Source organism: Pseudomonas sp. NPDC087804 (assembly GCF_044742965.1).
Classification (GTDB): domain Bacteria; phylum Pseudomonadota; class Gammaproteobacteria; order Pseudomonadales; family Pseudomonadaceae; genus Aquipseudomonas; species Aquipseudomonas rustica.
Genome location: NZ_JBIUVN010000009.1, coordinates 70494 through 94086 on the forward strand (window position 1 = coordinate 70494; position 23593 = coordinate 94086).

At 58.9% G+C, this 23593-nt stretch carries 30 protein-coding genes; 18 read left to right on the forward strand and 12 right to left on the reverse strand.

The window, feature by feature from the left end; genetic code table 11:
* The first annotated feature begins 123 nt into the window (after positions 1-123).
* The 4 genes from ACIOMO_RS14715 to ACIOMO_RS14730 all read left to right on the forward strand — a co-directional run bounded on the left by ACIOMO_RS14715 (position 124) and on the right by ACIOMO_RS14730 (position 2323).
* Positions 124-360, forward strand: a complete 237-nt coding sequence (locus ACIOMO_RS14715; protein WP_053122310.1) for a glutaredoxin family protein — start codon at positions 124-126, stop codon at positions 358-360.
* Between the two features lie 165 nt (positions 361-525).
* A complete protein-coding gene (locus ACIOMO_RS14720) occupies positions 526-843 on the forward strand; it encodes a transcriptional regulator (protein ID WP_053122309.1) in 318 nt (105 codons plus the stop codon).
* A 71-nt stretch (positions 844-914) separates the two neighbouring features.
* A complete protein-coding gene (locus tag ACIOMO_RS14725; protein ID WP_053122308.1) occupies positions 915-1805 on the forward strand; it encodes a pseudouridine synthase in 891 nt (296 codons plus the stop codon).
* Between the two features lie 209 nt (positions 1806-2014).
* Positions 2015-2323, forward strand: a complete 309-nt coding sequence (locus ACIOMO_RS14730) for a hypothetical protein (RefSeq protein WP_003226820.1) — start codon at positions 2015-2017, stop codon at positions 2321-2323.
* Between the two features lie 4 nt (positions 2324-2327).
* Here the strand turns inward: ACIOMO_RS14730 and greB are convergent, their stop codons facing one another.
* Genes greB through ACIOMO_RS14745 form a run of 3 tightly spaced genes read right to left on the reverse strand, consistent with a single transcriptional unit; the run spans position 2328 to position 6047 of the window.
* Positions 2328-2825, reverse strand: a complete 498-nt coding sequence (gene greB, locus ACIOMO_RS14735; RefSeq protein WP_053122307.1) for a transcription elongation factor GreB — start codon at positions 2823-2825, stop codon at positions 2328-2330.
* Positions 2826-2859: 34 nt separating this feature from the next.
* Positions 2860-5364 (reverse strand): ABC transporter permease, encoded by a 2505-nt coding sequence (locus tag ACIOMO_RS14740; RefSeq protein WP_401241574.1) that lies wholly within the window; start codon positions 5362-5364, stop codon positions 2860-2862.
* A complete protein-coding gene (locus ACIOMO_RS14745; RefSeq protein ID WP_159811583.1) occupies positions 5364-6047 on the reverse strand; it encodes an ABC transporter ATP-binding protein in 684 nt (227 codons plus the stop codon). The genes ACIOMO_RS14740 and ACIOMO_RS14745 overlap by 1 nt, the downstream gene beginning before the upstream one ends.
* Before the next feature lie 10 nt (positions 6048-6057).
* Here ACIOMO_RS14745 and ACIOMO_RS14750 point away from each other — a divergent pair, with 10 nt between their 5' ends.
* The 3 genes from ACIOMO_RS14750 to ACIOMO_RS14760 all read left to right on the forward strand — a co-directional run bounded on the left by ACIOMO_RS14750 (position 6058) and on the right by ACIOMO_RS14760 (position 8186).
* Complete coding sequence (locus tag ACIOMO_RS14750; protein ID WP_053122303.1) at positions 6058-6663, forward strand: arylesterase; 606 nt, start codon at positions 6058-6060, stop codon at positions 6661-6663.
* Between the two features lie 57 nt (positions 6664-6720).
* Positions 6721-7014 (forward strand): hypothetical protein, encoded by a 294-nt coding sequence (locus tag ACIOMO_RS14755; RefSeq protein ID WP_007908575.1) that lies wholly within the window; start codon positions 6721-6723, stop codon positions 7012-7014.
* A 200-nt stretch (positions 7015-7214) separates the two neighbouring features.
* Complete coding sequence (locus tag ACIOMO_RS14760; RefSeq protein WP_401241578.1) at positions 7215-8186, forward strand: L,D-transpeptidase family protein; 972 nt, start codon at positions 7215-7217, stop codon at positions 8184-8186.
* Positions 8187-8312: 126 nt separating this feature from the next.
* On the opposite strand, the gene oprI is transcribed toward ACIOMO_RS14760, so the two are convergent.
* Positions 8313-8564, reverse strand: coding sequence for an outer membrane lipoprotei OprI (oprI, locus tag ACIOMO_RS14765; RefSeq protein WP_003199355.1), 252 nt, complete (start codon positions 8562-8564; stop codon positions 8313-8315).
* Positions 8565-9200: 636 nt separating this feature from the next.
* On the opposite strand from oprI, the gene ACIOMO_RS14770 reads away from it, so the two are divergent.
* Positions 9201-9482: a GNAT family N-acetyltransferase gene (locus ACIOMO_RS14770; RefSeq protein ID WP_003226804.1), complete on the forward strand. Its 282-nt coding sequence runs from the start codon at positions 9201-9203 to the stop codon at positions 9480-9482.
* A 60-nt stretch (positions 9483-9542) separates the two neighbouring features.
* Here the strand turns inward: ACIOMO_RS14770 and ACIOMO_RS14775 are convergent, their stop codons facing one another.
* Complete coding sequence (locus tag ACIOMO_RS14775; protein WP_401241582.1) at positions 9543-10619, reverse strand: 3-deoxy-7-phosphoheptulonate synthase; 1077 nt, start codon at positions 10617-10619, stop codon at positions 9543-9545.
* 130 nt (positions 10620-10749) lie between these two features.
* The gene (locus ACIOMO_RS14780; protein WP_053122296.1) at positions 10750-11193 is read right to left on the reverse strand and encodes a PilZ domain-containing protein; all 444 of its coding nucleotides are present in this window, start codon (positions 11191-11193) and stop codon (positions 10750-10752) included.
* Between ACIOMO_RS14780 and ACIOMO_RS14785 the strand changes: the two genes are divergently transcribed.
* The 5 genes from ACIOMO_RS14785 (at position 11192) to cysB (ending at position 15156) form a co-directional block, all read left to right on the forward strand.
* Positions 11192-11578 (forward strand): co-chaperone YbbN, encoded by a 387-nt coding sequence (locus ACIOMO_RS14785; protein ID WP_053122294.1) that lies wholly within the window; start codon positions 11192-11194, stop codon positions 11576-11578. The genes ACIOMO_RS14780 and ACIOMO_RS14785 overlap by 2 nt on opposite strands.
* On the forward strand, positions 11575-12531 hold the full coding sequence (locus ACIOMO_RS14790; protein WP_401241586.1) for a putative 2-dehydropantoate 2-reductase: 957 nt from the start codon (positions 11575-11577) through the stop codon (positions 12529-12531). Before ACIOMO_RS14785 ends, ACIOMO_RS14790 begins: the two co-directional genes overlap by 4 nt.
* 30 nt (positions 12532-12561) lie before the next feature.
* A complete protein-coding gene (locus ACIOMO_RS14795) occupies positions 12562-13467 on the forward strand; it encodes a 5'-nucleotidase (protein ID WP_053122291.1) in 906 nt (301 codons plus the stop codon).
* Between the two features lie 98 nt (positions 13468-13565).
* A complete protein-coding gene (locus ACIOMO_RS14800) occupies positions 13566-14069 on the forward strand; it encodes a universal stress protein (RefSeq protein WP_053122288.1) in 504 nt (167 codons plus the stop codon).
* Between the two features lie 112 nt (positions 14070-14181).
* Positions 14182-15156, forward strand: coding sequence for an HTH-type transcriptional regulator CysB (gene cysB, locus ACIOMO_RS14805; RefSeq protein WP_007908591.1), 975 nt, complete (start codon positions 14182-14184; stop codon positions 15154-15156).
* 9 nt (positions 15157-15165) lie between these two features.
* Here cysB and ACIOMO_RS14810 read toward each other — a convergent pair whose 3' ends face one another.
* Positions 15166-15648 carry a GreA/GreB family elongation factor gene (locus ACIOMO_RS14810; protein ID WP_053122286.1) on the reverse strand — a complete coding sequence of 161 codons (483 nt, stop codon included), beginning with the start codon at positions 15646-15648 and terminating at the stop codon, positions 15166-15168.
* Positions 15649-15650: 2 nt separating this feature from the next.
* Positions 15651-16061, reverse strand: a complete 411-nt coding sequence (locus tag ACIOMO_RS14815; RefSeq protein ID WP_053122285.1) for a hypothetical protein — start codon at positions 16059-16061, stop codon at positions 15651-15653.
* A 124-nt stretch (positions 16062-16185) separates the two neighbouring features.
* On the opposite strand from ACIOMO_RS14815, the gene earP reads away from it, so the two are divergent.
* Together earP and ACIOMO_RS14825 are read left to right on the forward strand one after the other, a co-directional pair.
* Positions 16186-17328: an elongation factor P maturation arginine rhamnosyltransferase EarP gene (earP, locus tag ACIOMO_RS14820; RefSeq protein ID WP_401241591.1), complete on the forward strand. Its 1143-nt coding sequence runs from the start codon at positions 16186-16188 to the stop codon at positions 17326-17328.
* Positions 17329-17376: 48 nt separating this feature from the next.
* Positions 17377-17946, forward strand: coding sequence for an elongation factor P (locus ACIOMO_RS14825; protein ID WP_007908599.1), 570 nt, complete (start codon positions 17377-17379; stop codon positions 17944-17946).
* A 144-nt stretch (positions 17947-18090) separates the two neighbouring features.
* Here the strand turns inward: ACIOMO_RS14825 and ACIOMO_RS14830 are convergent, their stop codons facing one another.
* The 3 genes from ACIOMO_RS14830 to ACIOMO_RS14840 form a co-directional block, all read right to left on the reverse strand.
* Complete coding sequence (locus tag ACIOMO_RS14830; protein ID WP_034155242.1) at positions 18091-18510, reverse strand: organic hydroperoxide resistance protein; 420 nt, start codon at positions 18508-18510, stop codon at positions 18091-18093.
* 231 nt (positions 18511-18741) lie between these two features.
* Positions 18742-19197 (reverse strand): MarR family winged helix-turn-helix transcriptional regulator, encoded by a 456-nt coding sequence (locus tag ACIOMO_RS14835; protein ID WP_400755707.1) that lies wholly within the window; start codon positions 19195-19197, stop codon positions 18742-18744.
* Between the two features lie 72 nt (positions 19198-19269).
* Positions 19270-20226, reverse strand: coding sequence for a LysR family transcriptional regulator (locus ACIOMO_RS14840; protein WP_401241594.1), 957 nt, complete (start codon positions 20224-20226; stop codon positions 19270-19272).
* Positions 20227-20337: 111 nt separating this feature from the next.
* On the opposite strand from ACIOMO_RS14840, the gene ACIOMO_RS14845 reads away from it, so the two are divergent.
* Complete coding sequence (locus ACIOMO_RS14845; RefSeq protein ID WP_401241596.1) at positions 20338-21087, forward strand: sulfite exporter TauE/SafE family protein; 750 nt, start codon at positions 20338-20340, stop codon at positions 21085-21087.
* Here the strand turns inward: ACIOMO_RS14845 and ACIOMO_RS14850 are convergent.
* Positions 21077-21931 (reverse strand): LysR substrate-binding domain-containing protein, encoded by an 855-nt coding sequence (locus tag ACIOMO_RS14850; protein ID WP_172680137.1) that lies wholly within the window; start codon positions 21929-21931, stop codon positions 21077-21079. The genes ACIOMO_RS14845 and ACIOMO_RS14850 overlap by 11 nt on opposite strands.
* Positions 21932-22028: 97 nt before the next feature.
* Between ACIOMO_RS14850 and ACIOMO_RS14855 the strand changes: the two genes are divergently transcribed.
* Both ACIOMO_RS14855 and ACIOMO_RS14860 read left to right on the forward strand, forming a co-directional pair.
* Positions 22029-22244, forward strand: a complete 216-nt coding sequence (locus ACIOMO_RS14855) for a DUF1127 domain-containing protein (RefSeq protein ID WP_053122393.1) — start codon at positions 22029-22031, stop codon at positions 22242-22244.
* Positions 22245-22308: 64 nt separating this feature from the next.
* Positions 22309-23538, forward strand: coding sequence for a winged helix-turn-helix domain-containing protein (locus tag ACIOMO_RS14860; protein ID WP_401241599.1), 1230 nt, complete (start codon positions 22309-22311; stop codon positions 23536-23538).
* Positions 23539-23593 lie beyond the last annotated feature (55 nt).

Below are 23593 nucleotides of genomic sequence, written 5' to 3' on the forward strand. Positions count from 1 at the left end.
ATTTGCATCAGGGTTTTGCGCGCAAGCGCTGTCGGAAAGACTCAAGCCTTTGGGCGGCGGTGGGTCGACGGGTTTTGCGCTGCGGCCTAGAATAGGCGCACTCTTTTTGTGGTCGAGCCCATCATGCCTCCTGAATGTCAGCTGTTCGGCACCCTTGGATGCCATTTGTGCGAATTGGCCGAAGCCGAGCTGATGCCTTTTGTCGAGCACGGTTTGCTGGTGGAACTGGTCGACATTGCTGACGACGAGTCGTGGTTCGAGGCTTACAGTCTGCGCATTCCAGTGCTGCGCCGCGTCGACACCGGCGCGGAGTTGGGCTGGCCGTTCAACGCTGATCAGGTTGTGGCGTTCCTCCAATAGTCGGTTTTCTGCATCCTCCCCGCCGGTCGCGACCGCGCATCCATTCCTTGGCAGTTTGCCAAATATTCGGTTACTGTATGTTCATACAGTAATTGGGTTGACCTGCTGCATTCTGTGTTTTTTGCAGGGCGTGAGCTGGTGAGCCGGACGTCAGAGGGATGCACCGTGGTCAATGTCGAACAGTTGAAGAACAGCGTGAACCGGATGTCGGTTGACGTGGTGCGCGAGGCCGTCGCCGAATTGCGCCTCGACGGCTTGGTCACGGAAGGCAAGACGCCCTTCAATAAAGTCCATTTCAATACGTGCTTTGCCGAGATCGAGGCGCTGTTTCAGCGTGCCGGTTATCACAAGCAACTCGACGTAGTCGGTTATCAGGGCTTGCTTTACGCCTTGTATGACCCGGGTCGCTGGGAGGCGGTCGAGGTGTTGCGCTGGCTCAAGGAGTTCACTGAGGCGGCGGCGCTCAAGTCGATTCCGGCGTGAGGATTCTGCGCTAGGTTCGTTTCCCTCAGTGTTGGATAATGCCGGCCTGCACTGAGGGTTAGAATTTTCGTATGTCCATATCTCCATTTTCCGCTGCACACAATCAGGCCAGCACCCTGTATCTGCCACCGGGTTCCTGGTCGACGGTGCTTGATTGTTTGTGCGAGCACTTCCGGGCCATCGGCCGTGAGCAGTGGCTGGATCGTATCGCCCGTGGCCGAGTGCTCGACGGTAATGGTCAACCGATCTCGGTGGATCTGCCGTACAAGGAAGGTCTGCGCATTCACTACTTCCGTGAAGTGCCGGACGAGAAACCGATCCCGGTGGTCGAGTCGATTCTTTATGCCGACGAGCATCTGGTGGTGGCGGACAAACCGCATTTCCTGCCAGTGACCCCGGCTGGCGAGTACGTCGAACAGACGTTGCTGCGACGTTTGATTCGGCGTCTGGACAATCCTCATCTGGTGCCGCTGCACCGCATCGACCGGCACACCGCCGGGCTGGTGATCTTCTCGGCTAATCCGCAAACGCGCTCGGCGTATCAGTCACTGTTCCCGACCCGGCAGATCGACAAGCGCTACGAAGCCATCGCGCCAGCGCTGCCTGAGCTGAATTTCCCGTTGGTGCACAAAAGTCGACTGGTCGATGGCGAGCCGTTTTTCCGCATGCAGGAAGGGCCGGGCGTCAGCAATACGGAAACGGCGGTCGAAGTTCGCGAGAAGAACGGCGATCTGTGGCGCTATGGCCTGTACCCGGTCACCGGCAAAAAACATCAACTGCGTGTGCACATGAGCGCATTGGGCGCGAGCATCTGCAACGATCCGTTTTACCCGGATGTGTTGAAAGACGTTGAAGATGACTACGCCAATCCGTTGAAACTGTTGGCGCAGGGCCTGCGCTTCATCGACCCGGTCACTGGCGAGGAGCGCGAATTCGAAAGCCGCATCACCTTGCAGTGGTGATGTCGCTTATAGCTGCTGATTCTTGACACTGTACGGTCACGTTATCTAGCATGTGTTTATGCGCCGATTTAAACAGCTACTTGCGGGGCGCCAGGTGACTTCAACAGTTGCCGTCAGAAGCCGGAACAGGGCTTCGAAATACCGCTAAAGCGCTGGTTCGGTGTTGCCTCTCACCTGCCATGCAGACTTTTGAGGCAGAGACACGACCAATGAATGCACTACGCCCTCCTGCACGTCCCGCGCCGATCACCGCGCATATCACTCAACGCAACCCGAAAATCCTGCTTGGCGGCAAACATCAGCCGACGCTGTTGCGTTATCTCGATGGTTGGCCACGCCGCAGCGGCGGCCCTGCCGCATTCCTGATCCAGTTTGTTGAAGACGGTGAGTCGCTGGCGCGGTTTGCCAGTGACAGTTTTGATCTGGCAGTGATTCAGGCGCCAAGCGCGGAAGACGCGCCGGAAATGATCAAGCAACTGACCCGCGTTGCGCGGCAAGGCCTGATCACCCGCCGCTGACTTTTCAGAGATATTCGATCGCCACGATGTAGACGAACTGTTCTCCGGTCGGCGTTTGCACGCGCACCTCAGCGTCCAGCGCCTTGCCGATCAAGGCGCGGGCCAGTGGCGAATCGATGCTGATCAAACCGAGTTTCAAATCCAGTTCATCGGGGCCGACGATGCGGTAACGCGATTGCTTGCCGTCTTCGTCCTCGATCGTGACCCACGCACCGAAGTAAACCTTGTTCGGGTCGCTGGGTTTTTCGCTGACCACCTTGAGTGCTTCCAGACGTTTGGTCAGAAAGCGCACGCGGCTGTCGATCTCGCGCAGCATCTTTTTGCCGTAGGTGTATTCGGCGTTTTCAGAGCGATCACCTTGCGCCGCCGCCTCGCTGACGGACTGAGTCACCTGCGGGCGACGCACATGCCACAGCTCATGGAATTCGGCACGCATCCGCGCTTCACCTTCGGGGGTGATCAGCGCGGTGCCAGCGGGGCGGGGAGGGCGGTAACGACTCATGGCAACTTCTTGTGGTTAAGTCCGCTGGAGTCTATCAACCCTCGCGCAACACTGTCAGCGGACTTGCGTTGAGCGCCCGGCGCGTACCGAACACACCGGCGCCACCGATCAGCGCCGCGCCTATCAATGGCAGCACCAACAACCATGGATGCGGATGCCATGGCAGGTCAAAGGCGTAGTGATAGAGCACCAGACTCACCACTTCCGAACCGATGGCCGCGAGCAAACCGCTGACCGCGCCGAGCAAACCGAACTCGATGCGCCGCGCCTTGATGAGCAATTGCCGTTCCGCGCCCAGCGCACGCAACAACGCGCCTTGGCGAATACGTTCATCCAGCGTCGCTTGCAGGCCGGAAAACAACACCGCCATCCCCGCCGCCAAAACAAACAACAACACATATTCCACGGCCAGGGTGACTTGCGCGAGGATGCTGCGCAGCTGTTCGAGCAGGGCTTCGACCTGCAGGATGGTCACCGCCGGGAAGGCGCGCGACAGCTCGACAATCTGCTGATCATGACCCGGTGCCAGATAGAAGCTAGTCAGGTAGGTCGCTGGCAGATCTTTCAAGGTGCCCGGCTGAAAGATCATGAAGAAGTTCGGCTGGAAGTTATCCCAGTTGATCTCGCGCAGGCTGGTGACCTTCGCTTCACGATTGACCCCGCCGACAGTGAACACCAGATGATCGCCAAGCTTCAGTTTCAAGCTCTCTGCGACTTTACCTTCGACCGACACACCGGGTACGTCGTCCGACGGTTGTCCGCTCCACCATGACCCTGCGGTGATTTTGTTACCAGTGGGCAAATCGGCAGCCCAGGTCAGGCTCAGGTCGCGTTGTATCGCACGATCCCCCGCCGAGTCCTTGCTGACGATCTGCTGTACCGGATCGCCGTTGATGCTGATCAGTCGGCCCGGCACTACCGGATACAGCGGCGCCGCTTGGGCTGACACGTTTATCAGGTGATCGCTGAACGCCTGTTTATCGGCGGGCAGAATGTTCAGGGCAAAGTAGTTAGGGGCATTTTTCGGCAACTGGTTTTGCCAAGTGTCGAGCAGTTCGCCACGCAGTAGCGCGATCAACGCCATCGACAACAGGATCAAACCGAAGGCCAGCGATTGACCGGCGGCGGCCAAGGGATGACGCAGCAACTGGCCCAGACCCAGGCGCCACGGCAGCGAAGCGCGGGCGAGCATGCGGCGCAGACTTTTCAGGAGTAAGAGCAGCAAACCGCCAAGCACCAGCGCGGCAACCACACCGCCGCCGAGCAAGGCAAATGTCAGCAGCAGATCCAGACTCAAACGCCACATGATCAGACCGAGCGCGCTGAGTGCCACGCCATAAACCATCCAGGTGCTCGACGGAATAGGCAGCATGTCGCGACGCAGAACTCGCAGCGGTGGTACGCGGCCCAGTGCCGCGAGCGGCGGCAGGGCGAAACCGGCCAAGGCTACGAGCCCGGTGCCGATCCCGGCAATCGCCGGAAACAATCCGCCCGCAGGTACATCGCTCGGCAACAAATCATGCAATAACGCGAACAAGCCCAACTGCGCCAGCCAACCGAGCAGCGCACCGCTGAGGGCAGCGAGCAAGCCAAGTACGGTCAGTTGAATACTGAACAGCAGCATGGTTTCCCGGCGCGACAGTCCGAGACAGCGCAGTAACGCGCTGGCATCGAAACGGCGACTGGCAAAACGGTTCGCCGACAATGCCACTGCAACGCCGGCCAACAGCACTGCGACCAGGCTGGCCATGTTCAGATAACGTTCGGCCTTGCCCAGCGCGCCACCAATTTGCCGGTTACCGTCGCGGGCATCCTGAATGCGCTGATTGGCCGCAAGGCCCGGTTTGATCAGTTGCCGATAGGTTTCCAGCGCCTGCGGTTCGCCGCGCCACAGTTCGCGATAACTCACCCGGCTGCCCGGTTGCACCACGCCGGTGGCGGCGAGGTCGTCGAGGTTGATCAGGACCCGTGGGGTCAGGCTATAAAAGTTGCCGGCGCGATCCGGTTCGTAAGTCAGGATGCGGGTCAGCTTCAGCGTCTTCATGCCGACGTCGATGCTGTCGCCGATCTTCAGATCCAGCGCGGTCAGCAGGCGTGCTTCGACCCAGGCTTCGCCGGGTTGCGGTTCGCCGCCGATGTCTTCAGGGGCGAAGGGTGCCGGTGCACTTTTCAGTTCACCGCGTAATGGATAGGCGCGACCGACGGCTTTGATGCTCGACAACTGAATGCCGTTGTCGGTGGCGATGACGCTGGAGAACTCCACCACTTGCGCATGATTCAGGCGCAACTCGGTGCCGCTTTTGATTTGCTCCTCGCGGGCCGGTGAGCTGCCTTCAAGCACCAGATCGGCGCCGAGAAACTCAGTGGCGCGCAACATCATCGCGCCGTTCAACCGGGCGCCGAAGTAACCGATGGCGGTACTGGCCGCCACGGCCACCACCAATGCAAAGAACAACACGCGCAATTCGCCGGCGCGGGCATCGCGCAGCAATTGGCGAATGGCGAGACTGAACAGACGCAACAGCGGCAAACGTGCCATCAAGGCTCCAGAGGGGCGACCAACAGCCCGGCTTCAAGACGGATCAGGCGCCGGCAGCGATGGGCCAGGCGTTCGTCGTGGGTCACCAGCACCAGGGTGGTGCCGCGTTCCTTGTTCAACTCGAAGAGCAAGTCGCTGATGCGCTCGCCGGTGTGGCTGTCGAGGTTGCCGGTGGGTTCATCGGCGAACAGCACATCAGGCTCGGCGGCAAACGCTCGGGCAATCGCTACACGCTGCTGCTCGCCACCGGAGAGCTGGCGCGGCGAGTGAGTCAGGCGCTGACCGAGGCCGACGCGCTGGAGCAATTCGGTCGCACGCTCACGCGCGTCTTTGCGGCCGTCGAGTTCCAGCGGCAGCATGACGTTTTCCAGCGCATTGAGGCTGTCGAGCAATTGAAACGATTGGAAGACGAAGCCAACGTGCTCGGCGCGAATGCGTGCGCGCTGGTCTTCATCGAGATTGCTCAGGCTTTGCCCGGCGAGAATGACTTCGCCGCTGCTCGGCAGGTCGAGGCCGGCGAGCAGGCCGAGGAGGGTGGATTTGCCGGAACCGGACGCGCCAACGATGGCCAGGCTGTCGCCCTTGTTCAGTTCTAGGCTGAGTTCGTGCAGGATAGTCAGTTCACCTTCCGCGCTGGGAACCACTTTGCTGAGGTTCTTCGCGGTGAGAATGCTTGAGCCCATGGAGAATCCGATGCGTGTGTGGTTTTTGAGTGCTGGCCTGGCCGTTATGTGCATGGCCCAGAACGCAGCGGCGGGTACTGTCCTGATCGTTGGCGATAGTATCAGCGCCGGTTTCGGGCTGGATACCCGCTTGGGGTGGGTGTCGTTGCTCGAACAACGGCTCAAACAGGAGGGTTTCGACGATAAAGTCGTCAATGCCTCCATCAGCGGTGACACCAGTGCCGGAGGCCAGGCGCGCCTGCCGGCGCTGCTTGCAGAGCATAAGCCGGAACTGGTGATCCTCGAACTGGGCGGCAACGATGGCTTGCGCGGAATGCCGCCAACTCAATTGCAACAAAATCTTGCCTCGATGATCGACAGCTCGCGCCAGAGCGGCGCCAAGGTATTGTTGCTCGGTATGCAACTGCCGCCCAACTACGGCAAGCGGTACACCGATGCTTTTGCCGAGGTCTACGGCAAACTCGCCGACGATAAAAAGATCCCGCTGGTACCGTTTTTCCTCGACGGCGTCGGCGGTCATCCGGACTTGATGCAGGCCGATGGATTACACCCGGCGGTCGGGGCTCAGGGCAAGTTGCTGGAAAATGTCTGGCCGACGCTAAAACCGCTGTTATGAGGCTTTTCTAAGGGCAGGCTTTCGGCTAATGTGGCGCCCCCTTATTCGGAGCCCCAGATGTCGCGTTCTGCCTGGTCCCTGTTTGCCTACCAACTGATCGAGCCTGACGAGCAGCTGGATCTGTTCGCCTGCCAGGAAGTGCGGGTGCATTTGGTGACGCGTCAGCTCGAACTCGGTGGCTCGGCTGATCGAACCCTGTGCGGCAGCCTGCTGCCGGCGCAACCGCGCTGGTCGAGTGTTGATCGGCGGGTGTTTCAGGATCAGCGTCTGTGCTCGCTGTGCCGGGCGATTCTGGAGTCGCAGAAGCGTGGCACGTCGCCGATCTGGCCGGAGCTGCGTTTCGAGCTCTGATCTTGTAGGAGCCGAGCTTGCTCGCGAAGAGGCCGTGTCAGTCAACACTTCTGGCGACTGACACACCGCCTTCGCGAGCAGGCTCGCTCCCACCCAAAGCACCTTGCATCGCCTGCTGCAGGGTGGTCTCCCCGAAATTTCAAAGTGCGGTGTACAATCGCGCTCTTATACCCTTGTTGATCATGCGAAGGATTTTCCGGATGTTGCCGCGCTTGCCTGCCGTCACCCGCTGCCTGTCACTTGCCGCCCTGTGTGTGGCCGGTCCCGTTGCTGCATTGGAGTTTCCCCTGCCACCGCCCGGTGAAGACATCATCGGTCAGGTGCAGGTGATCAAAGCCAAGTACGAAGATACCTTCGCCGATCTGGGCACGACCTACGATCTGGGCTATTCGGAAATGGTCGCGGCTAACCCGGGCGTCGATGCCTGGTTGCCGGGCGCCGGCACTGAAATCGTCTTGCCGACCCGTTTCATCCTGCCGCCGGGCCCGCGCGAAGGCATCGTGATCAACCTCGCCGAGTACCGCCTCTACTACTTCCCGAAGGGCAAGAACGTGGTTTACACGTTCCCGCTGGGGATTGGCCGTGAGGGTTGGGGCTCGCCGATCGCGCACACCACCATCACCGCGAAGACGCCGAACCCGACCTGGACGCCGCCAGCGTCGATCAAGGCTGAGCACGCCGCTGATGGCGATCCGCTGCCGAACGTCGTGCCGGCCGGCCCGGACAACCCGTTGGGGCCGTTCAAGTTCAACCTCGGCACGCCGGGTTACCTGATTCACGGTTCGAACAAGAAATTCGGTATCGGCATGCGTACCAGCCACGGTTGCTTCCGCATGTTCAACAACAACGTGCTGGAGATGGCCAGCATGGTGCCGGTCGGCACGTCGGTGCGCATCATCAACGATGCCTACAAGTTCGGCAGCAGTGGCGGCAAGGTGTACCTGGAAGCGCACACGCCGATCGACGACAAGGGCAACCCGTCGGTGGTCGACAAACACACGGCGGTCATCAATGCGATGCTCAAGCGTGAAGACGTCACCAGTAACCTGCGGGTGAACTGGGATGTAGTGCGCGATGTGGTCGCCGCTGAAGATGGTCTGCCGACAGAAATCGGCACGCCGAGTGCGTCGGCACCGATTGTTTCGAGCACACCGATCGATCTGCAGCAGTAAGCTGGCGATCAAGAACCCGTCGATGCCTTAAGCGTCGGCGGGTTTTTTATTGTCCGGACAAAAGCATCAGGCACAAAAAAGCCGATCCAGACATCGGATCGGCTTGATAACAATCCCGAAGGACTATTACTTGCGGCTAGCTTTGTCCAGCATGCGCAGAGCACGCTCGTTAGCTTCGTCAGCAGTCTGTTGTGCTTTTTGAGCAGCAGCCAGAGCTTCATCAGCTTTACGGTAAGCTTCGTCAGCACGAGCCTGGGAGCGAGCAGCTGCGTCTTCAGTAGCGGTCAGACGTGCTTCGGTTTCTTTCGAAGCGCTGCTGCAACCGGTAGCCAGAACTGCGGCCAGAGCCAGAGCAGAGAATTTCAGAACGTTGTTCATCGTGTTCCCCTTCAAGGACTTTCAATTAAGTGACTGTCTCCTCCGATTGAGGAAATAGCCGGCGTACATACTACCCATTACTTGTAGTAAGTAAACTGACGTAGCGCAAGATGCAAAAAAAATTGTAGGCGTTGATTCTTTTTCGAGCAACTTTTAACTGCGCTGTTTAAAAAATAAACAGCTACAAGCCCCGCGCTGAGCGAGTTAATGGGAAAAAGTTCCCGTTGTGATGGTTGTTTTTGCAGTCTTGGCTAAAGTCTGTCTATATCAATTCGTCCATACTTTCATTGCGATTTTGCGTGGTGCATCACCTATCTTTATGTTTCGTGAGGTGACTTTAAAAAAGGCTGCACGTCTTAAGTCTCAACATCCGGCAATGTTCAGGTGAGCGGCCCGGGAAGATCTTCTCCCACGCCACCCCTGCGTCCATCGGAGCAACCCCCGTCAACTGGCTTGATGACGAGCGCACCTTGAGCATTTTTGCCAATGGTGCCTACTATTTATCAGGTGCTCGGTTGCGCGAGATCGGTGTGGCTCTTCTCGGTGTCCAACAGGCACGGGGTGGCGTAGATGTTCCTTCGCCGGAAAAACATCGGTAAGGTAGGGGTCAGAATTCAAGACCCGCGAGGAGTAGTGATGAGCGAGGCGTTGTCCATCCACCATGACCAGGCTGGTCATCAGTTCGAGACCAATGTGGACGGTCATCGTGCCTATCTGACCTATATGGATCTGGGGAAACAGACCCTGGATATCTATCGCACGTTCGTGCCCAACGCCTTGCGTGGCCGAGGCATAGCGGCAGCGCTGACCGAAAGCGCGCTGCAGTACGCCGAAGAAATGGGCTACACGGTGATCCCGTCGTGCTCCTACGTCGAGCGCTATATGGAACGCCACCAGCGCCGCGCCGCGAAGATCTGAATCGCACACACAAAAACGCCGGGCATTGCCCGGCGTTTTTTTATGCCTGCGAAACCTTGATCAGTTGCGCTGACGTTTCGGCAGCACGTCTTTTAGCTTGGCGTGCATGCTGCGCAGGGTAGTCTCGGTGGCCGACCAGTCGATGCAGGCATCGGTGATCGACACGCCGTATTGCAGATCGGCGAGGTCTTTCGGAATCGACTGGCAGCCCCAGTTCAGGTGACTTTCGACCATCAGGCCGATGATCGACTGGTTGCCTTCAAGGATCTGGTTGGCGACGTTTTCCATCACCAATGGTTGCAGGGCCGGATCCTTGTTGGAGTTGGCGTGGCTGCAATCGACCATCACGTTCGGCTTGATCTTGGCTTTGTTCAGCGCCTGTTCGCACAGGGCAACGCTGACCGAATCGTAGTTCGGCTTGCCGTTGCCACCGCGCAGCACGACGTGACCGTAGGCGTTGCCTTTGGTGGTGACGATCGACACGCCACCTTCCTGGTTGATACCGAGGAAGCGGTGCGGGCTGGAGACTGACTGCAAGGCGTTGATCGCAACCGTCAGGCCGCCGTCTGTGCCGTTCTTGAAGCCGACCGCCGAGGACAGGCCGGAAGCCATTTCACGGTGAGTCTGCGATTCAGTGGTGCGCGCGCCGATGGCCGACCAACTGATCAGATCCTGCAAATATTGCGGGGAGATCGGGTCGAGGGCTTCGGTGGCGGTTGGCAGGCCTTTTTCGGCCAGATCCAGCAGCAACTGGCGACCGATGTGCAGGCCGTCCTGAATCTTGAACGAGTCGTCCAGGTACGGATCGTTGATCAGGCCTTTCCAGCCGACGGTGGTGCGCGGCTTCTCGAAATACACGCGCATGACCAGATACAGGGTGTCGGAGACTTCCTCCGCCAGCACCTTGAGGCGATCGGCGTATTCGTGGGCAGCCTTGATGTCGTGGATCGAGCACGGGCCGATCACTACGAACAGACGGTGGTCGGTGCCATCAAGAATGTTGCGAATGACTTCGCGGCCCTTGGTGACGGTGCGCAGGGCGGCGTCGCTCAGAGGGATATCACGCTTGAGCTGATCAGGAGTGATCAGGGTCTCGTTAGAGGCGACGTTTAGGTCGTTGATCGGTAAATCAGCCATCGTTTACTCGTCAGGTCACGGGTGCCGGCCGCCAGCGATCCCCGCGCGGCGGAGCACAGCAGATTTAAGCGCGTCGGGGAGCGGAACCTTAGCGCGTAAAGCGCCTGCTCGACAATGGGCAAAAGGTGCTTTAGTCCAGCGCTGGCTGCGCAAAAGCCTTGCGCACGCTGTCATGGGAGAACTCATCGGCGTGTTGCTCGACCCATTGCAGGGCCACAGCCTGAATTTCCTGCAGATCATCGTGGGTTTCGTTCATGCGGCAGTAGCGCTCGATCTGACACACCTGCTCACCCATTCGTGCGCTGAACAGCGTCTGCTCATCGGTAAACGCGATGCCCACCAGATAACCTTTTTTACGCCGCAAACACCACGCCACGTAGCCCGGATAACAGATGTCGGTGTTGAGCGTCGGCATGCGCACTTGCAGCGCCGTGCCATGGCGCCAGGCACGGTGGTAATTGCAAGCGATGCCGCCGAGGCTGATAGTGTGCAGCTGTTGCCTGGAAATACATTCAGGCTTGAGCAAGGTTAATTCAACCGGCACCTCGTCCGGATGAGGAATGAAACGTCCCATGAGCACAGACTCCCTGTGTCGGCCATTTGACATTGTTTCCCCCAGTATAGTGGTCGAATCCGAACTGACCGATTTCGACGCCGACCAACGGCTGCTGGCGATGAGCGGCGTTTCCCTGGTGATTTTCACCAGTGTCGGCTGCGCGAGTTGCCGCTATGCCCGCGAAGTATTGCCGGGGATGGCGCTGGCGGCCGATCGCTTGTGCTGGATCGACGCCGGCGACAACGGTGGTTTGGTCGAGCGTTATCAGGTCTTTCATTTGCCGGCGCTGTTTGTAGTGCGCGACGGCGAGTTCTTTGGGGCGGTGCACGCACGCCTGACCGCCGATGCACTCAACGAAGCATTGGCGCAGGCGCTGGGTCGAATTGCAGAGGAGTTGCCATGATGGCGGCAGTGAATAAGCCGGTGATCGGGATTATTGGTACCGGCGCAATCGGCGGATTTTACGGTGTGATGCTGGCGCGGGCCGGTTTTGATGTGCACTTTTTGTTGCGCAGCGAATTCTCGGCAGTCGCCGAGCGCGGTTTGCAGGTGAACAGCGCGGTGCATGGCCAGATGACGCTGAACCCGGCGCAAGCCTATTCGTCAGCCGAAGACATGCCCAAGTGTGACTGGCTGCTGGTGGGCGCAAAAACCACCAGCAACGCTGATCTGGCGCCGGCAATCATTCAAGCCGCCAAGCCGGATGCGAAGGTGCTGTTGCTGCAAAACGGTCTGGATGTCGAAGACAGTTTGCGTGCGCTGTTGCCTGATTCGCTGCATCTGCTCGGTGGTCTGTGCCTGATCTGCGTGCATCGCGATGGGCCGGGTCTGGTGACGCATCAGGCGCTCGGCGCAGTCAACGTCGGTTATCACAGCGGCTCGGCGATTGATGATGTCGCGCGCATGGCGATCGTTGAGGAGGGCGCCGAGCTGTTCCGTACCGCCGGTCTTGATTCGCAAGCGATGCCCAATCTGCACCAGGCGCGCTGGCAGAAACTGGTCTGGAATATCCCTTATAACGGTCTCTCGGTATTGCTCGGCGCGGGCACCACGCCGTTGATGGCCGATGCCGACAGCCGCGCGCACATCCAGGCATTGATGGCCGAAGTGGTTGAGGGCGCCAAAGCCTGCGGCCACGACATGCCGCCCGGTTACGCCGGTTTCCTGTTCACGATGACCGAGAAAATGCCCGACTACTGGCCGAGCATGTACCACGACTTTTTGCATAAACGTCCGCTGGAACTCGAAGCGATCTACGCTCGACCATTGGCGGCAGCGAAAGCGGCAGGCTGTGACTTGCCGCGTATCGAAGCGCTGTACCGCAATTTAAGCTTTATCGACCGACGCAACGTTTAGGTCGGTTTTTTGTAAGGGGCGGGGAAAGGCATGGCCAAAAACATCGATGACAAACTGGTGCTGGCGATTTCGTCGCGAGCCTTGTTCGACCTGAGCGAGAGCCACAAGGTGTATCTGTCGAGCGGCGTCGAAGCCTATCGGCAATATCAGATCGAACACGAAGACGAGATTCTCGCGCCCGGCGATGCCTTCCCGCTGGTGGAAAAACTCCTGGCACTCAACAGTCGCCTCGGCCGCGCGCGGGTCGAGGTGATTCTGGTGTCGCGCAACAGCGCCGATACTGGCCTGCGCGTGTTCAACTCGATTCACCATTATGGGCTGGCGATTTCCCGCGCGGCGTTTGTCGGCGGACGCAGTCCTTATCCGTATCTGAAAGCCTTTGGTTGTGATCTGTTTCTGTCGACCCACGCCGAGGATGTGCGCGCGGCGCTGGACGCTGGTTTTGCCGCCGCAACCATTCTGTCCGGGGGTGCCAGCCGTGCCGCCAGCGACGAATTGCGCATCGCCTTCGATGGTGATGCGGTGATTTTTTCCGACGAGTCGGAGCGTGTGTATCAGTCCGGCGGGCTGGAAGCGTTTCAGGCCAAGGAGCGTGAATCGGCCCGCGAACCGTTGCGTGGTGGCCCGTTCAAAGGATTTCTGGCCGCACTCAATCTGCTCCAGCGCGAATTCCCCGATGACGATTGCCCGATCCGCACGGCGCTGGTCACCGCGCGTTCGGCACCGGCGCACGAGCGGGTCATTCGCACCTTGCGCGAGTGGGATATTCGTCTCGACGAATCGCTTTTTCTCGGCGGTCTGACCAAATCGGCGTTCCTCGAAGCGTTCGCCGCTGACGTGTTTTTCGACGATCAGGCCGGGCATTGCGAGGCGGCCCGCGAAGTGGTTGCCACGGGCCATGTCCCCCACGGCATCAGCAACGAACCAGCGGTCTAAAGCCCAAACGGTTCAAGACGTTGCGCCGCACGTCGTAGTCGCCAAGGCACTGCTAAGCTGAATCAAATCTCCGCCATGTTGGCTTGCGAGGAGGTCATATGATTCGTTCGATGCTGTATGCCACTGACCTCGGTCTGTACGCACCGTTAGTGATGCAGCATGCCCTGGCGTTGGCGCGAACATTCAATGCTGACCTGTACGTGGTGCACGCGGTGGAGCCGATGGGGCTATTCGCCGAATCGGTGTTGCAGAGCTATCTCGATGAGCAGGCATTGAACGAATTTCATAGCCAAGGTCTGAAAACAGTCATCGCCAATATCGAGCAGCGGGTGCTGGAAAGCTTTCGTGAAGAATTGGGCGATGAAGGCGAACAAGACTTGCAGCGCATTCGCGCGGTGCGCGTGCTGCAGGGTGATCCGTCACAGGTGATTCTCGACCAGGTGCAGAAGCTCTCTGTCGACTTGCTGATCGTTGGCAGTCATAGCCATGGGGTGGGCGCGGAAACGCCGTTGGGGCGAACGGCGGCGCGGGTTCTGCAGTTATCGAAGGTGCCGGTTTATCTGGTGCCGCTGGTTGAGCGTCGGCGCAGTGAGGATCGCTGAAGCAGAATAATGGCACTTTGACAAAAAAGTTCTAGATTTATTCTTCAAACCATTAATATAGTTATATACCGTCGCTGATGCCCGTGGCGTCTACCTGCTTTGAGGGATACATATGAAGCTTCAACAATTGCGCTACATCTGGGAAGTGGCGCACCACGACCTCAACGTTTCCGCTACAGCCCAAAGCCTTTACACCTCGCAACCGGGCATCAGTAAACAAATCCGTCTGCTGGAAGACGAACTCGGCGTTGAAGTGTTTGCCCGCAGCGGCAAGCACCTGACCCGCGTCACCCCGGCCGGCGAGCGCATCATCACCACCGCCGGTGAGATTCTGCGCAAGGTCGAAAGCATCAAGCAGATCGCTCAGGAATTCTCCAACGAGAAGAAGGGCACCCTGTCGATCGCCACCACGCACACCCAGGCGCGTTATGCCTTGCCGCCGGTGATCAGCAATTTCATCAAGCAATACCCTGACGTCGCATTGCACATGCACCAGGGCTCGCCGATGCAGATCGCCGAAATGGCCGCTGACGGCACTGTCGATTTCGCCATTGCCACCGAAGCGCTGGAACTGTTCGGCGATCTGGTGATGATGCCGTGCTACCGCTGGAACCGCTGCGTGGTCGTGCCGCAAGGTCACCCGCTGACCAAACTGCCGAAGCTGACTCTGGAAGCACTGGCCGAATACCCGATCGTGACTTACGTGTTCGGGTTCACCGGCCGTTCGAAACTCGACGAAGCCTTCAGCCATCGCGGCCTGACGCCGAAAGTGGTTTTCACCGCTGCCGACGCCGACGTGATCAAAACTTACGTACGTCTGGGTCTGGGCGTGGGCATCGTCGCGAAAATGGCGGTCGACACCAAACTCGACAACGACCTGGTAGTGCTGGACGCCAGCGAGCTGTTCGAGTCGAGCATCACCAAGATCGGTTTCCGTCGCGGCACCTTCCTGCGTGGTTTCATGTGCGACTTCATCGAGAAGTTTGCGCCGCACCTGACCCGCGAAGTGATGGCCAAAGCCATTCAGTGCCACAACAAGCAGGAACTGGAAGAACTGTTCGACGGCGTCGAACTGCCGGTTCACTGATCCGTTGAATCAGAGCACCTCGGTGACAGCAAACTGTTGCCGGGTGCCCGCCACCAGAATCTCCACCTCATCACCTTCGCACTTGCCCAGCAGACTTTTGCCCAGCGGCGAGCGCGGGGTGATGACGGTAATCGGCTGACCGACCACGTCGACTTTCAGGCCTGCCGCATCCGGCGCCAGAAACAGCCATTGCTCGCGACCCTTTTCATCCTCCAGACCGAGCAGGGCGCCGACTTCGATGCCGCGATTTTCGTCGTAGGCACGCAACGTCAAGTTCTGGCACAGCGCCAGTGACTGCCGAATTTCCTCGACCCGTTTCGCCTGACCCGCCGCCAGATACGACGCTTCCAGTCCCAACGTGTCGTACTTGTTTTCGGCGATGTTCTCTTCGTGAGTCGCGGTTTCGTAAGCGGTTTGCGCCGCACGTTCGGCGATGTCGAGGTCGATGCGCAGCTTGTCGAGAATCAGTTGGTGGACGGTATGCTTGTTCATGGTCAATCGCAGAATTGCAAAACGTTGGCGCGGGATTTTTCGCTTGGAGCCGTCTGATCTTGCTGCAGCCAGAACTGGCAGTTGGGGTTCGACTGATTGCGGCTGCTGTTGCGCGCCTGATCCAGACGAGCCTGCTGTTCATTTTTGCGCAGGTTTTCTTCGTACTGCTGGAACAGTTGGCTTTGCGGCGGAATGTCCGGCTGAACCGGAATCGCCGCTGGTGGTTTGGCGACTTGCTGAACGGCTTGAGCGACCGGCGCCAATTGTTCAGCGAACAGAAAACGAGAAAGCACCCAGCAGGTCAGCGCGATGGCGAGAAAACCTAGCCACATGCCCAAAGCAATGCTGCCGGTCAGGCGCAGCGCACTAAGCTGAACAGGCAAGGGGCGACGCGGGTTTGGGCGGTAGGGCATGGCTGCCTCCTGGCGGATGATGACGGGCGAGCGGCGATTGTCGCACGAAGATTAATCGCCGTCGGCTCTTCTGCGCGAGGTGATTTATGCGGACAATTGCAGCTTTTGCCAACGGGAGTCTTGAATGTCGGAACTGAAACCCCGCTGGGATATTTTCTGCACCGTGGTCGACAACTATGGCGACATCGGCGTGACCTGGCGTCTGGCTCGGCAATTGGTCGCTGAGCATGCTTTGCCGGTGCGCTTGTGGGTCGATGATCTGCGTGCGTTTGAGCGTATCTGTCCCGAGATTGATATCAACGTCGCGCAGCAAATCCAGCAAGGTGTCGAGGTGCGGCACTGGCCGAGCGAGTGGCTGCACACCGAGGCGGCCGATGTGGTCATTGCTGCGTTTGCCTGTCAGCTGCCGAGTGATTACATGGACGCCATGGCCGAGCGCGAGAAGCCGCCGCTGTGGATGAACCTTGACTATCTGAGCGCCGAAGACTGGGTGATCGGTTGCCACGGACTGCCGTCGGTCAAATACAAAACCGTGCAGAAGTTCTTCTTTTTTCCCGGATTCCAAGCGGGGACGGGCGGATTGTTGCGTGAGCGAGGATTGCTGGAGCGTCGTAGGCAATTTCAGCAGGACGCGCAGGCGCAGCGAACATTCCTGCAAGGTCTGGGGATTGATCGCGCCGAGGGTGCGCAACTGATCTCGCTGTTTGCTTACGAAAACGCAGGGCTGGCCAGTTGGCTTGATGTGTTGGCGGCGGACAGCCAACCGACGCATCTGCTGGTGCCAGAAGGGCGCGTGCTGGGAGATGTCGCCCAGTGGCTGGACGTGGAAACGCTGAGTGTCGGCGCAATTCATGTGCGCCAGTCGTTGACCGTGCAAGTGCTGCCGTTCGTCCGACAGGATCAATACGATCATCTGCTGTGGTGTTGCGATTTCAACGCAGTGCGTGGCGAAGATTCGTTCGTGCGTGCGCAATGGGCGGGGCGGCCGATGCTCTGGCACATCTATCAGCAGGACGAAGACATCCATCTGGACAAGCTCGACGCCTTCCTCGCGCTTTACACAAAAGGCTTGTCGCCGGCCGCTGCTGAGGCGATGAACGGTCTGTGGCGGGCGTGGAGTGCCGGTCAGCCGATCGGTGAACACTGGCTGGCGAGCCGCAAACACTGGCCAGAACTGCAGGAAAATGCGCAAAAATGGTGTCTGGAACAAGGCTTGCAGGCCGATCTTGCCGCAGCGCTGGTACAGTTTTACCTAAATTGGATATGATACGCGGCCTAGATTTTTGTAAATCCCATCCAAATTCGGATATTCGCAATGAAAACTGGTAAAGAACTGAAACCCGGTACCGTGATCCGTCTCGAAAACGATCCTTGGCTGGTTCAGAAAGCTGAATTCACCAAGTCGGGCCGTAACAGCGCGATCATGAAGACCAAGCTGAAAAACCTGCTGACCGGTTACAAGACCGAGATCGTTTACAGCGCTGACGACAAACTGGACGACGTAATCCTCGACCGCAAAGAAGCGACCCTGTCCTTCATCAGCGGCGACACCTACACGTTCATGGACACCACTGACTACACCATGTACGAGCTGAACGCTGAAGACATCGAAGCCGTTCTGCCTTTCGTTGAAGAAGGCATGACCGATGTTTGCGAAGCGATCTTCTTCGAAGAGCGTCTGGTTTCCGTAGAGCTGCCGACCACCATCGTGCGCGTAGTTGACTACACCGAAGGTTCGGCTCGTGGCGACACTTCCGGCAAAGTCATGAAGCCAGCCAAACTGGCTAACGGTACTGAGCTGCAAGTTGCTGACTTCATCGAAATCGGTGACAAGATCGAAATCGACACCCGCGAAGGCGGTTCCTACAAAGGCCGTGCTAAATAAGCACCGGTTTTTGCGGAAAGAAAAAGCCCGACCATTGAGTCGGGCTTTTTTGTGCCTGAAAGAAAGAGCAAAAGATCGCAGCCTGCGGCAGCTCCTACAGGGATCGGTGTAGGAGCTGCCGCAGGCTGCGATCTTTTGCTTTGTTTACACAGTGACGTGCAAGCGTACGTCGACATTGCCACGGGTGGCGTTGGAGTACGGGCAGACCTGGTGCGCCGCGTCGACCAGCGATTGCGCGTCGGCTTGTTCCAGGCCGGGCAGGCTGATGTGCAGATCGATGTCCAGACCAAAACCGCCGGGGATCTGACCAATGCCGACGTGGGCGGTGATCGATGCGTCATCCGGGATCTTGCGTTTGGTCTGGCTGGCGACAAATTTCAGTGCGCCGATGAAGCAGGCCGAGTAGCCGGCGGCAAACAGTTGCTCAGGGTTGGTCGCCGCGCCGCCAGCACCGCCGAGTTCTTTCGGGGTGGCGAGTTTGACGTCGAGGATGTTGTCGCTGGAGATCGCGCGACCATCACGGCCGCCAGTGGAGGTTGCGATTGCGGTGTAGAGAGTTTGCATGGTGAGAGCCTCGTAGGGTGTGATGTGTTGCGCTAATTGTTTGCGCGCTAAGTAAGTGCGAAGTGAATGTATCGCGCTAATATTCAGCGCGCAAGATAAATTTAAAAAATGATTCGTGTTGATTGGCTGAAGCACTTGTAGGAGCTGCGGCACGCTGCGATCTTTTGATCTTAAAAACCAAGGTCAACAGATCGCAGCGTGCCGCAGCTCCTACAGGGGGAGAGGGTGGATTCAGGTGAGGCTGTTTTGCAGGTGGCTGCGCAGTGCTTGTAGCTCTGCTTGCAGGTTTTGCAGGCGTTCGATGGAGAAACCGCTGGCGCCGAGAATGCATTGCGGAACGGTTTGAGCGCTCTCTTTGAGTTCACGCCCCTTGGCAGTCAGTTCGACGATGACGACCCGCTCATCCTCTCGGCTACGCGTACGGCTCAATAACCCTTCACCCTCCAGCCGTTTAAGCAGTGGCGTCAGCGACCCCGGATCGGTGAGCAACTTTGTGCTGATTTCCCCGACCGTCAAACCGTCCTTTTCCCACAACACCATCATCGCCAGGTACTGCGGATAGGTCAGCCCCAGCGCTTGCAACAAAGGTTTGTACACCTTGGTCATCATCAGCGAGGTGGAATGCAGGGCGAAGCAGGCCTGATTGTCGAGTAGCAGGTCGTCGCAGGTGTCGCGTTCGGAAGTCATGTCTACGCCTTGATCGTTGATGGTCACGAATCTAGCGCTCGAGTGTTTAATGCGCCAGATAATTTTCCAGCGCTAGTGCCGGCCGAGATCCCTTTGCAGCGCCAGATCCCACGGCGGTATAGGGCTGAAGCGCGTTTTCAGGTATTCCAGAAGCAAGCGGCTGCGCGAGTGGGTTTGTTGTTCCATGCGCAACGCGTAGATGCCGGTGGTTTCCGGTTTCGGCAGACCGTCGGCGCAAAACAGTGGCAATAATTCGCCGCGCAGCAAGTATTCACTGGCCAGCCATGTGGGCAGATGCGCAATGCCCAACCCGGCCAGCGCCCCGCACACCAAGGCTTCGGCATTGTTGGCGCTCATGCGGATGCGCGCCGGGCGATGCAATTGCATCTGCCCGTCCTGCTCGAAGCGCCAGGCGAACGGCGGGGCGAGGCCTTCCCAGTCGAGGCCGTCATGTTCGCTCAATTGCGCTGGAGTGCTCGGCACGCCCCGACGCTTGAGGTAGTCAGGACTCGCACAAGCGACGCGCACCATGCTCGCCAGCGGCGTTGCGACCAATCGGGTATCCGCCAGTTGCCCGGCGCGCAGCACCAGATCGACCTTGCCGAGATTGGAACCGCCCATGTCGACAAAACTGTCGATCAGGTGCAACTGCACATCGAGCCCTGGGTACAACACCAGAAAGTCGGCAATTACTGGCGCCAGATGCCGTCGACCAAACGCCGCCGGCGCATCAATCCGAATCAAACCTTCCGGCGCGCTGCTCAAAGACACGGCTTCGGCGCGAGCCAGTTGCAGCTCAGCTACGATTCGACGTGCCCGTTCGGCGAACGCCAGCCCGGCCGGCGTGGCGAGCACCGCGTGAGTGCTGCGGACAAACAACTGGCTGCCCACGGCGCTTTCCAGGCTGTCGATCCGTCGCGCAATGGCTGATGGCGTCAGCGGATGGCGGCGCGAGACGGCAGAAAAACTGCCGCTCTCCAGCACATCCAGAAACAATCCGAGCTGGTCGGTGAGTTGATTGGGATTCATGGCGAACTCGATGCTTGTGCGAAATCGGCATAGCCATTGTGCGTTGCTGTGCGTTTCCCCGCCAGCCGCGACTGCGTAGGATGATTCGCCTGACGTAAGAGGAATTCGGCTGTGATGGAGTTTTTGTTGTACCTGTTATTCGGTGCCGCACTCGGCACCCTCGGTGGCATCTTCGGCATCGGTGGTGGCCTGATCGCGATTCCGCTGCTCGGTGTTTGGTTTGGCCTTGATCAACAGATCGCCCAAGGCACGGCGCTGGTGATGGTGGTGCCGAACGTGATGTTGGCGCTGTGGCGCTACCACCAGCGTAATCGCATTGAATTGCGCCACGCGTTGCCGCTGGCGGTGATGGGTTTTTGCTTTGCCTGGATCGGCTCGATTTGGGCTGTCGGTATCGACGCGCAAACCATGCGCATCGGCTTCGTCGCTTTTCTGGTGGTGTTGTCGGTTTACAACCTGTTGAAGATGTTCGGCCGCCAACCTGCCGCGACGTCGGAGATGCGCTACTCATGGCCGTGGCTTGGTGTGCTCGGCGCGGCCTCGGGCACCATGGGCGGTTTGTTCGGGGTTGGCGGGGCGGTGGTGGCGACGCCGGTTTTGACCAGTCTGTTCGGCACCACCCAAGTGGTTGCTCAGGGCTTATCGCTGGCGCTGGCCTTGCCGAGCACCGGCGTGACGTTGATGACGTACGCGGTGCATCACGAAGTGGACTGGATGATCGGCCTGCCGCTGGCCATCGGTGGTCTGGCCAGCATCAGTTGGGGTGTAAAAGTCGCCCACGCGATGCCGGAAAAACTCCTGCGTGGGCTGTTCTGCGGGTTTCTGGTGCTGTGTGCGGTGATGCTCGCGTTTAAAGTTTGAAGCCTTCGACGATGTGCTCGGCCAGGCATTCGGTGATCGGCGATGGATTGTTCAGGTTGCGCACCAGCATGATGCTGGCCTCCGGCAACAACGGCAGGTCTTGGTCGGCACCAAGAATGCGCATGTCCGGGGTGATCAGGCTTTCCAGTTGCGCGGTGATCGCCAGACCCGCGCTGACCACGGCCATCAGCGCCGACAAACTGGTGCTGTTGTAGGCGATGCGGTAGTCGCGGCCCATCGCGTCCAGCGCATTGCACGCCCACAAGCGGCAGAAACAATCACTGTTGAACATTGCCAGCGGCAGCGGCGTTTGTTCGTGGGCGCTGAAGTTCTGCGCCTCGGCCCAGACGAAACGCTCCTTGCGCAGCAGTTGGCCGATCTCGTTGCCCGGCTCGCGGGTGACGATCGACAAGTCCAGGTCGGTGCGCTGCAACAGTTGTTTGGTCGACTCGCAATGCACTTCGATCTGGATCAGCGGATAGAACTGGGCGAATCGCGACAGAATCCCCGGCAGAAAACGCATCACGTAATCGTCCGGCGTACCGATGCGTACCGTGCCGACCATGTGCGGCTCGCGCAGCGTGTTGAACACTTCACTGTGAAGTTTAAGAATGCGCCGCGCATAACCGAGCAGCACCTGGCCCTCAGCCGTGAGGCGCACCTGACGTCCATCACGCTCGAACAATTGGCGCTGCAACACGTCTTCTTCCAGACGCTTCATCTGCATGCTCACCGCCGATTGCGTGCGGTTGACCATTTCGCCGGCGCGGGTGAAACCGCCCTGATCGGCAATCGCGACGAAGGTACGCAACACATCGGTATCGATACTGGGGTAGGCGGACAATTGATGAATCTCCGTGATGCATGCCATCAGAAACATTCGTTGGATTGATCTTAGCGCCAGGCAGAGACTTGAGCCATCCACAACGGAGGGCAACACGATGAAAGGTCAAAGAGAGTTTGCAGGCGAAGAAAAATTCAGCGGTCACATCGTTTCCGATCTGCTGCACAAGTTTAGCCGCTGGTACGATTTGCACCGTGAACGTGAGTTGCTCGCCAGTCTGAGCGACGAAGCGTTGAAGGACATCGGGGTCAGTCGTGCCGACGTCGAACACGAAACCGTGCGGCCATTCTGGGACGACCCGATGCATAAATGATGAGGGCGCCGCTACACAAACCACTTTCAGGTGAGGTAGGTTGCGAGCAGACAAGGAGATGCTCATGCCCGCGACACTGTCCTTTTCCCTCAAACAGGCGCGACGACTGGCGCTGGCTGCCCAAGGGTTCAGCGGGCGCCAGCCGCCGACCGTCAAAGCCACTCACGTCAACCGGCTGATCGAACGGCTGGGCTTGCTGCAAATCGACTCCGTCAACGCCGTGGTGCGCTCGCACTACCTGCCGCTGTTTTCCCGTCTCGGTCCCTATTCTTCTGACTTGCTCGACCAGGCTGCCTGGAGTTCGGGGCGCCGTCGCACGTTGTTTGAATATTGGGGCCATGAAGCATCGTTACTGCCGCTGTCGATGTATCCGTTGATGGCTTGGCGCATGCAGCGAGCGCGGCGCGGCGAGGATATTTATCAGCAACTGGCGAAGTTTGGTCGCGAGCAGCAGGACGTGGTGCGTCGCGTGTTGAGTTCGGTGCAAGAGCAGGGCGCGGTGGGCGCCGGCAGTCTGTCGACCCGCGAAGACAAGGCCGGGCCATGGTGGGACTGGAGCGCGGAAAAGCATGCGCTGGAGTGGTTGTTTGCGGCTGGTGAAGTGACGGTGGCGGGACGGCGTGGTTTTGAGCGTTTGTATGATTTGCCGGAGCGGGTAATTCCTTCTTCGATCTTGCAGCAGGCATTGCCGGATGAAGCCGAGGCGCAACGGGGATTGCTATTGCATGCGGTGCAGGCGATGGGTGTCGGCACTGAGAAAGACCTGCGTGATTACTTCCGCTTGAATCCAGCGGATGCGCGACCACGACTGGCGGAACTGGTCGAGGCGGGGCAGTTGCAGATGTGCGAAGTGGCCGGTTGGCGGCAGATCGCTTACTGCCTGCCGGAGCCGAAAATCCCGCGCAAAGTGACGGCGAGTGCGCTGTTGTCGCCATTCGATTCGTTGATCTGGGAGCGCAGCAGGACGGAGCGATTGTTTAATTTCCGCTATCGGCTGGAGATTTACACGCCGCAGGACAAGCGGGTTTACGGCTATTACGTGTTGCCGTTTTTGCACAATGAACGGATTGCCGCGCGGGTTGATTTACGCGCTGAGCGAGCGTCGGGGCGGTTGGCGGTGCATGCGGTGCACGAGGAAGAGCCGGGGTTGGATGAAGAGGGGATGTTGGCGCTGGCGATGAATTTGCAGCGGATGGCGGATTGGTTGGGGCTGGCGCGGGTGCAGCTCAATTGTCAGCGCGAGAGTGCGCTGCGGTTGCGGGTGGCATTGGCCAAAATCGACGGCCCCCTGTAGGAGCTGCCGAAGGCTGCGATCTTTTGATCTTGATCTTAAAAAAACAACATCAAAA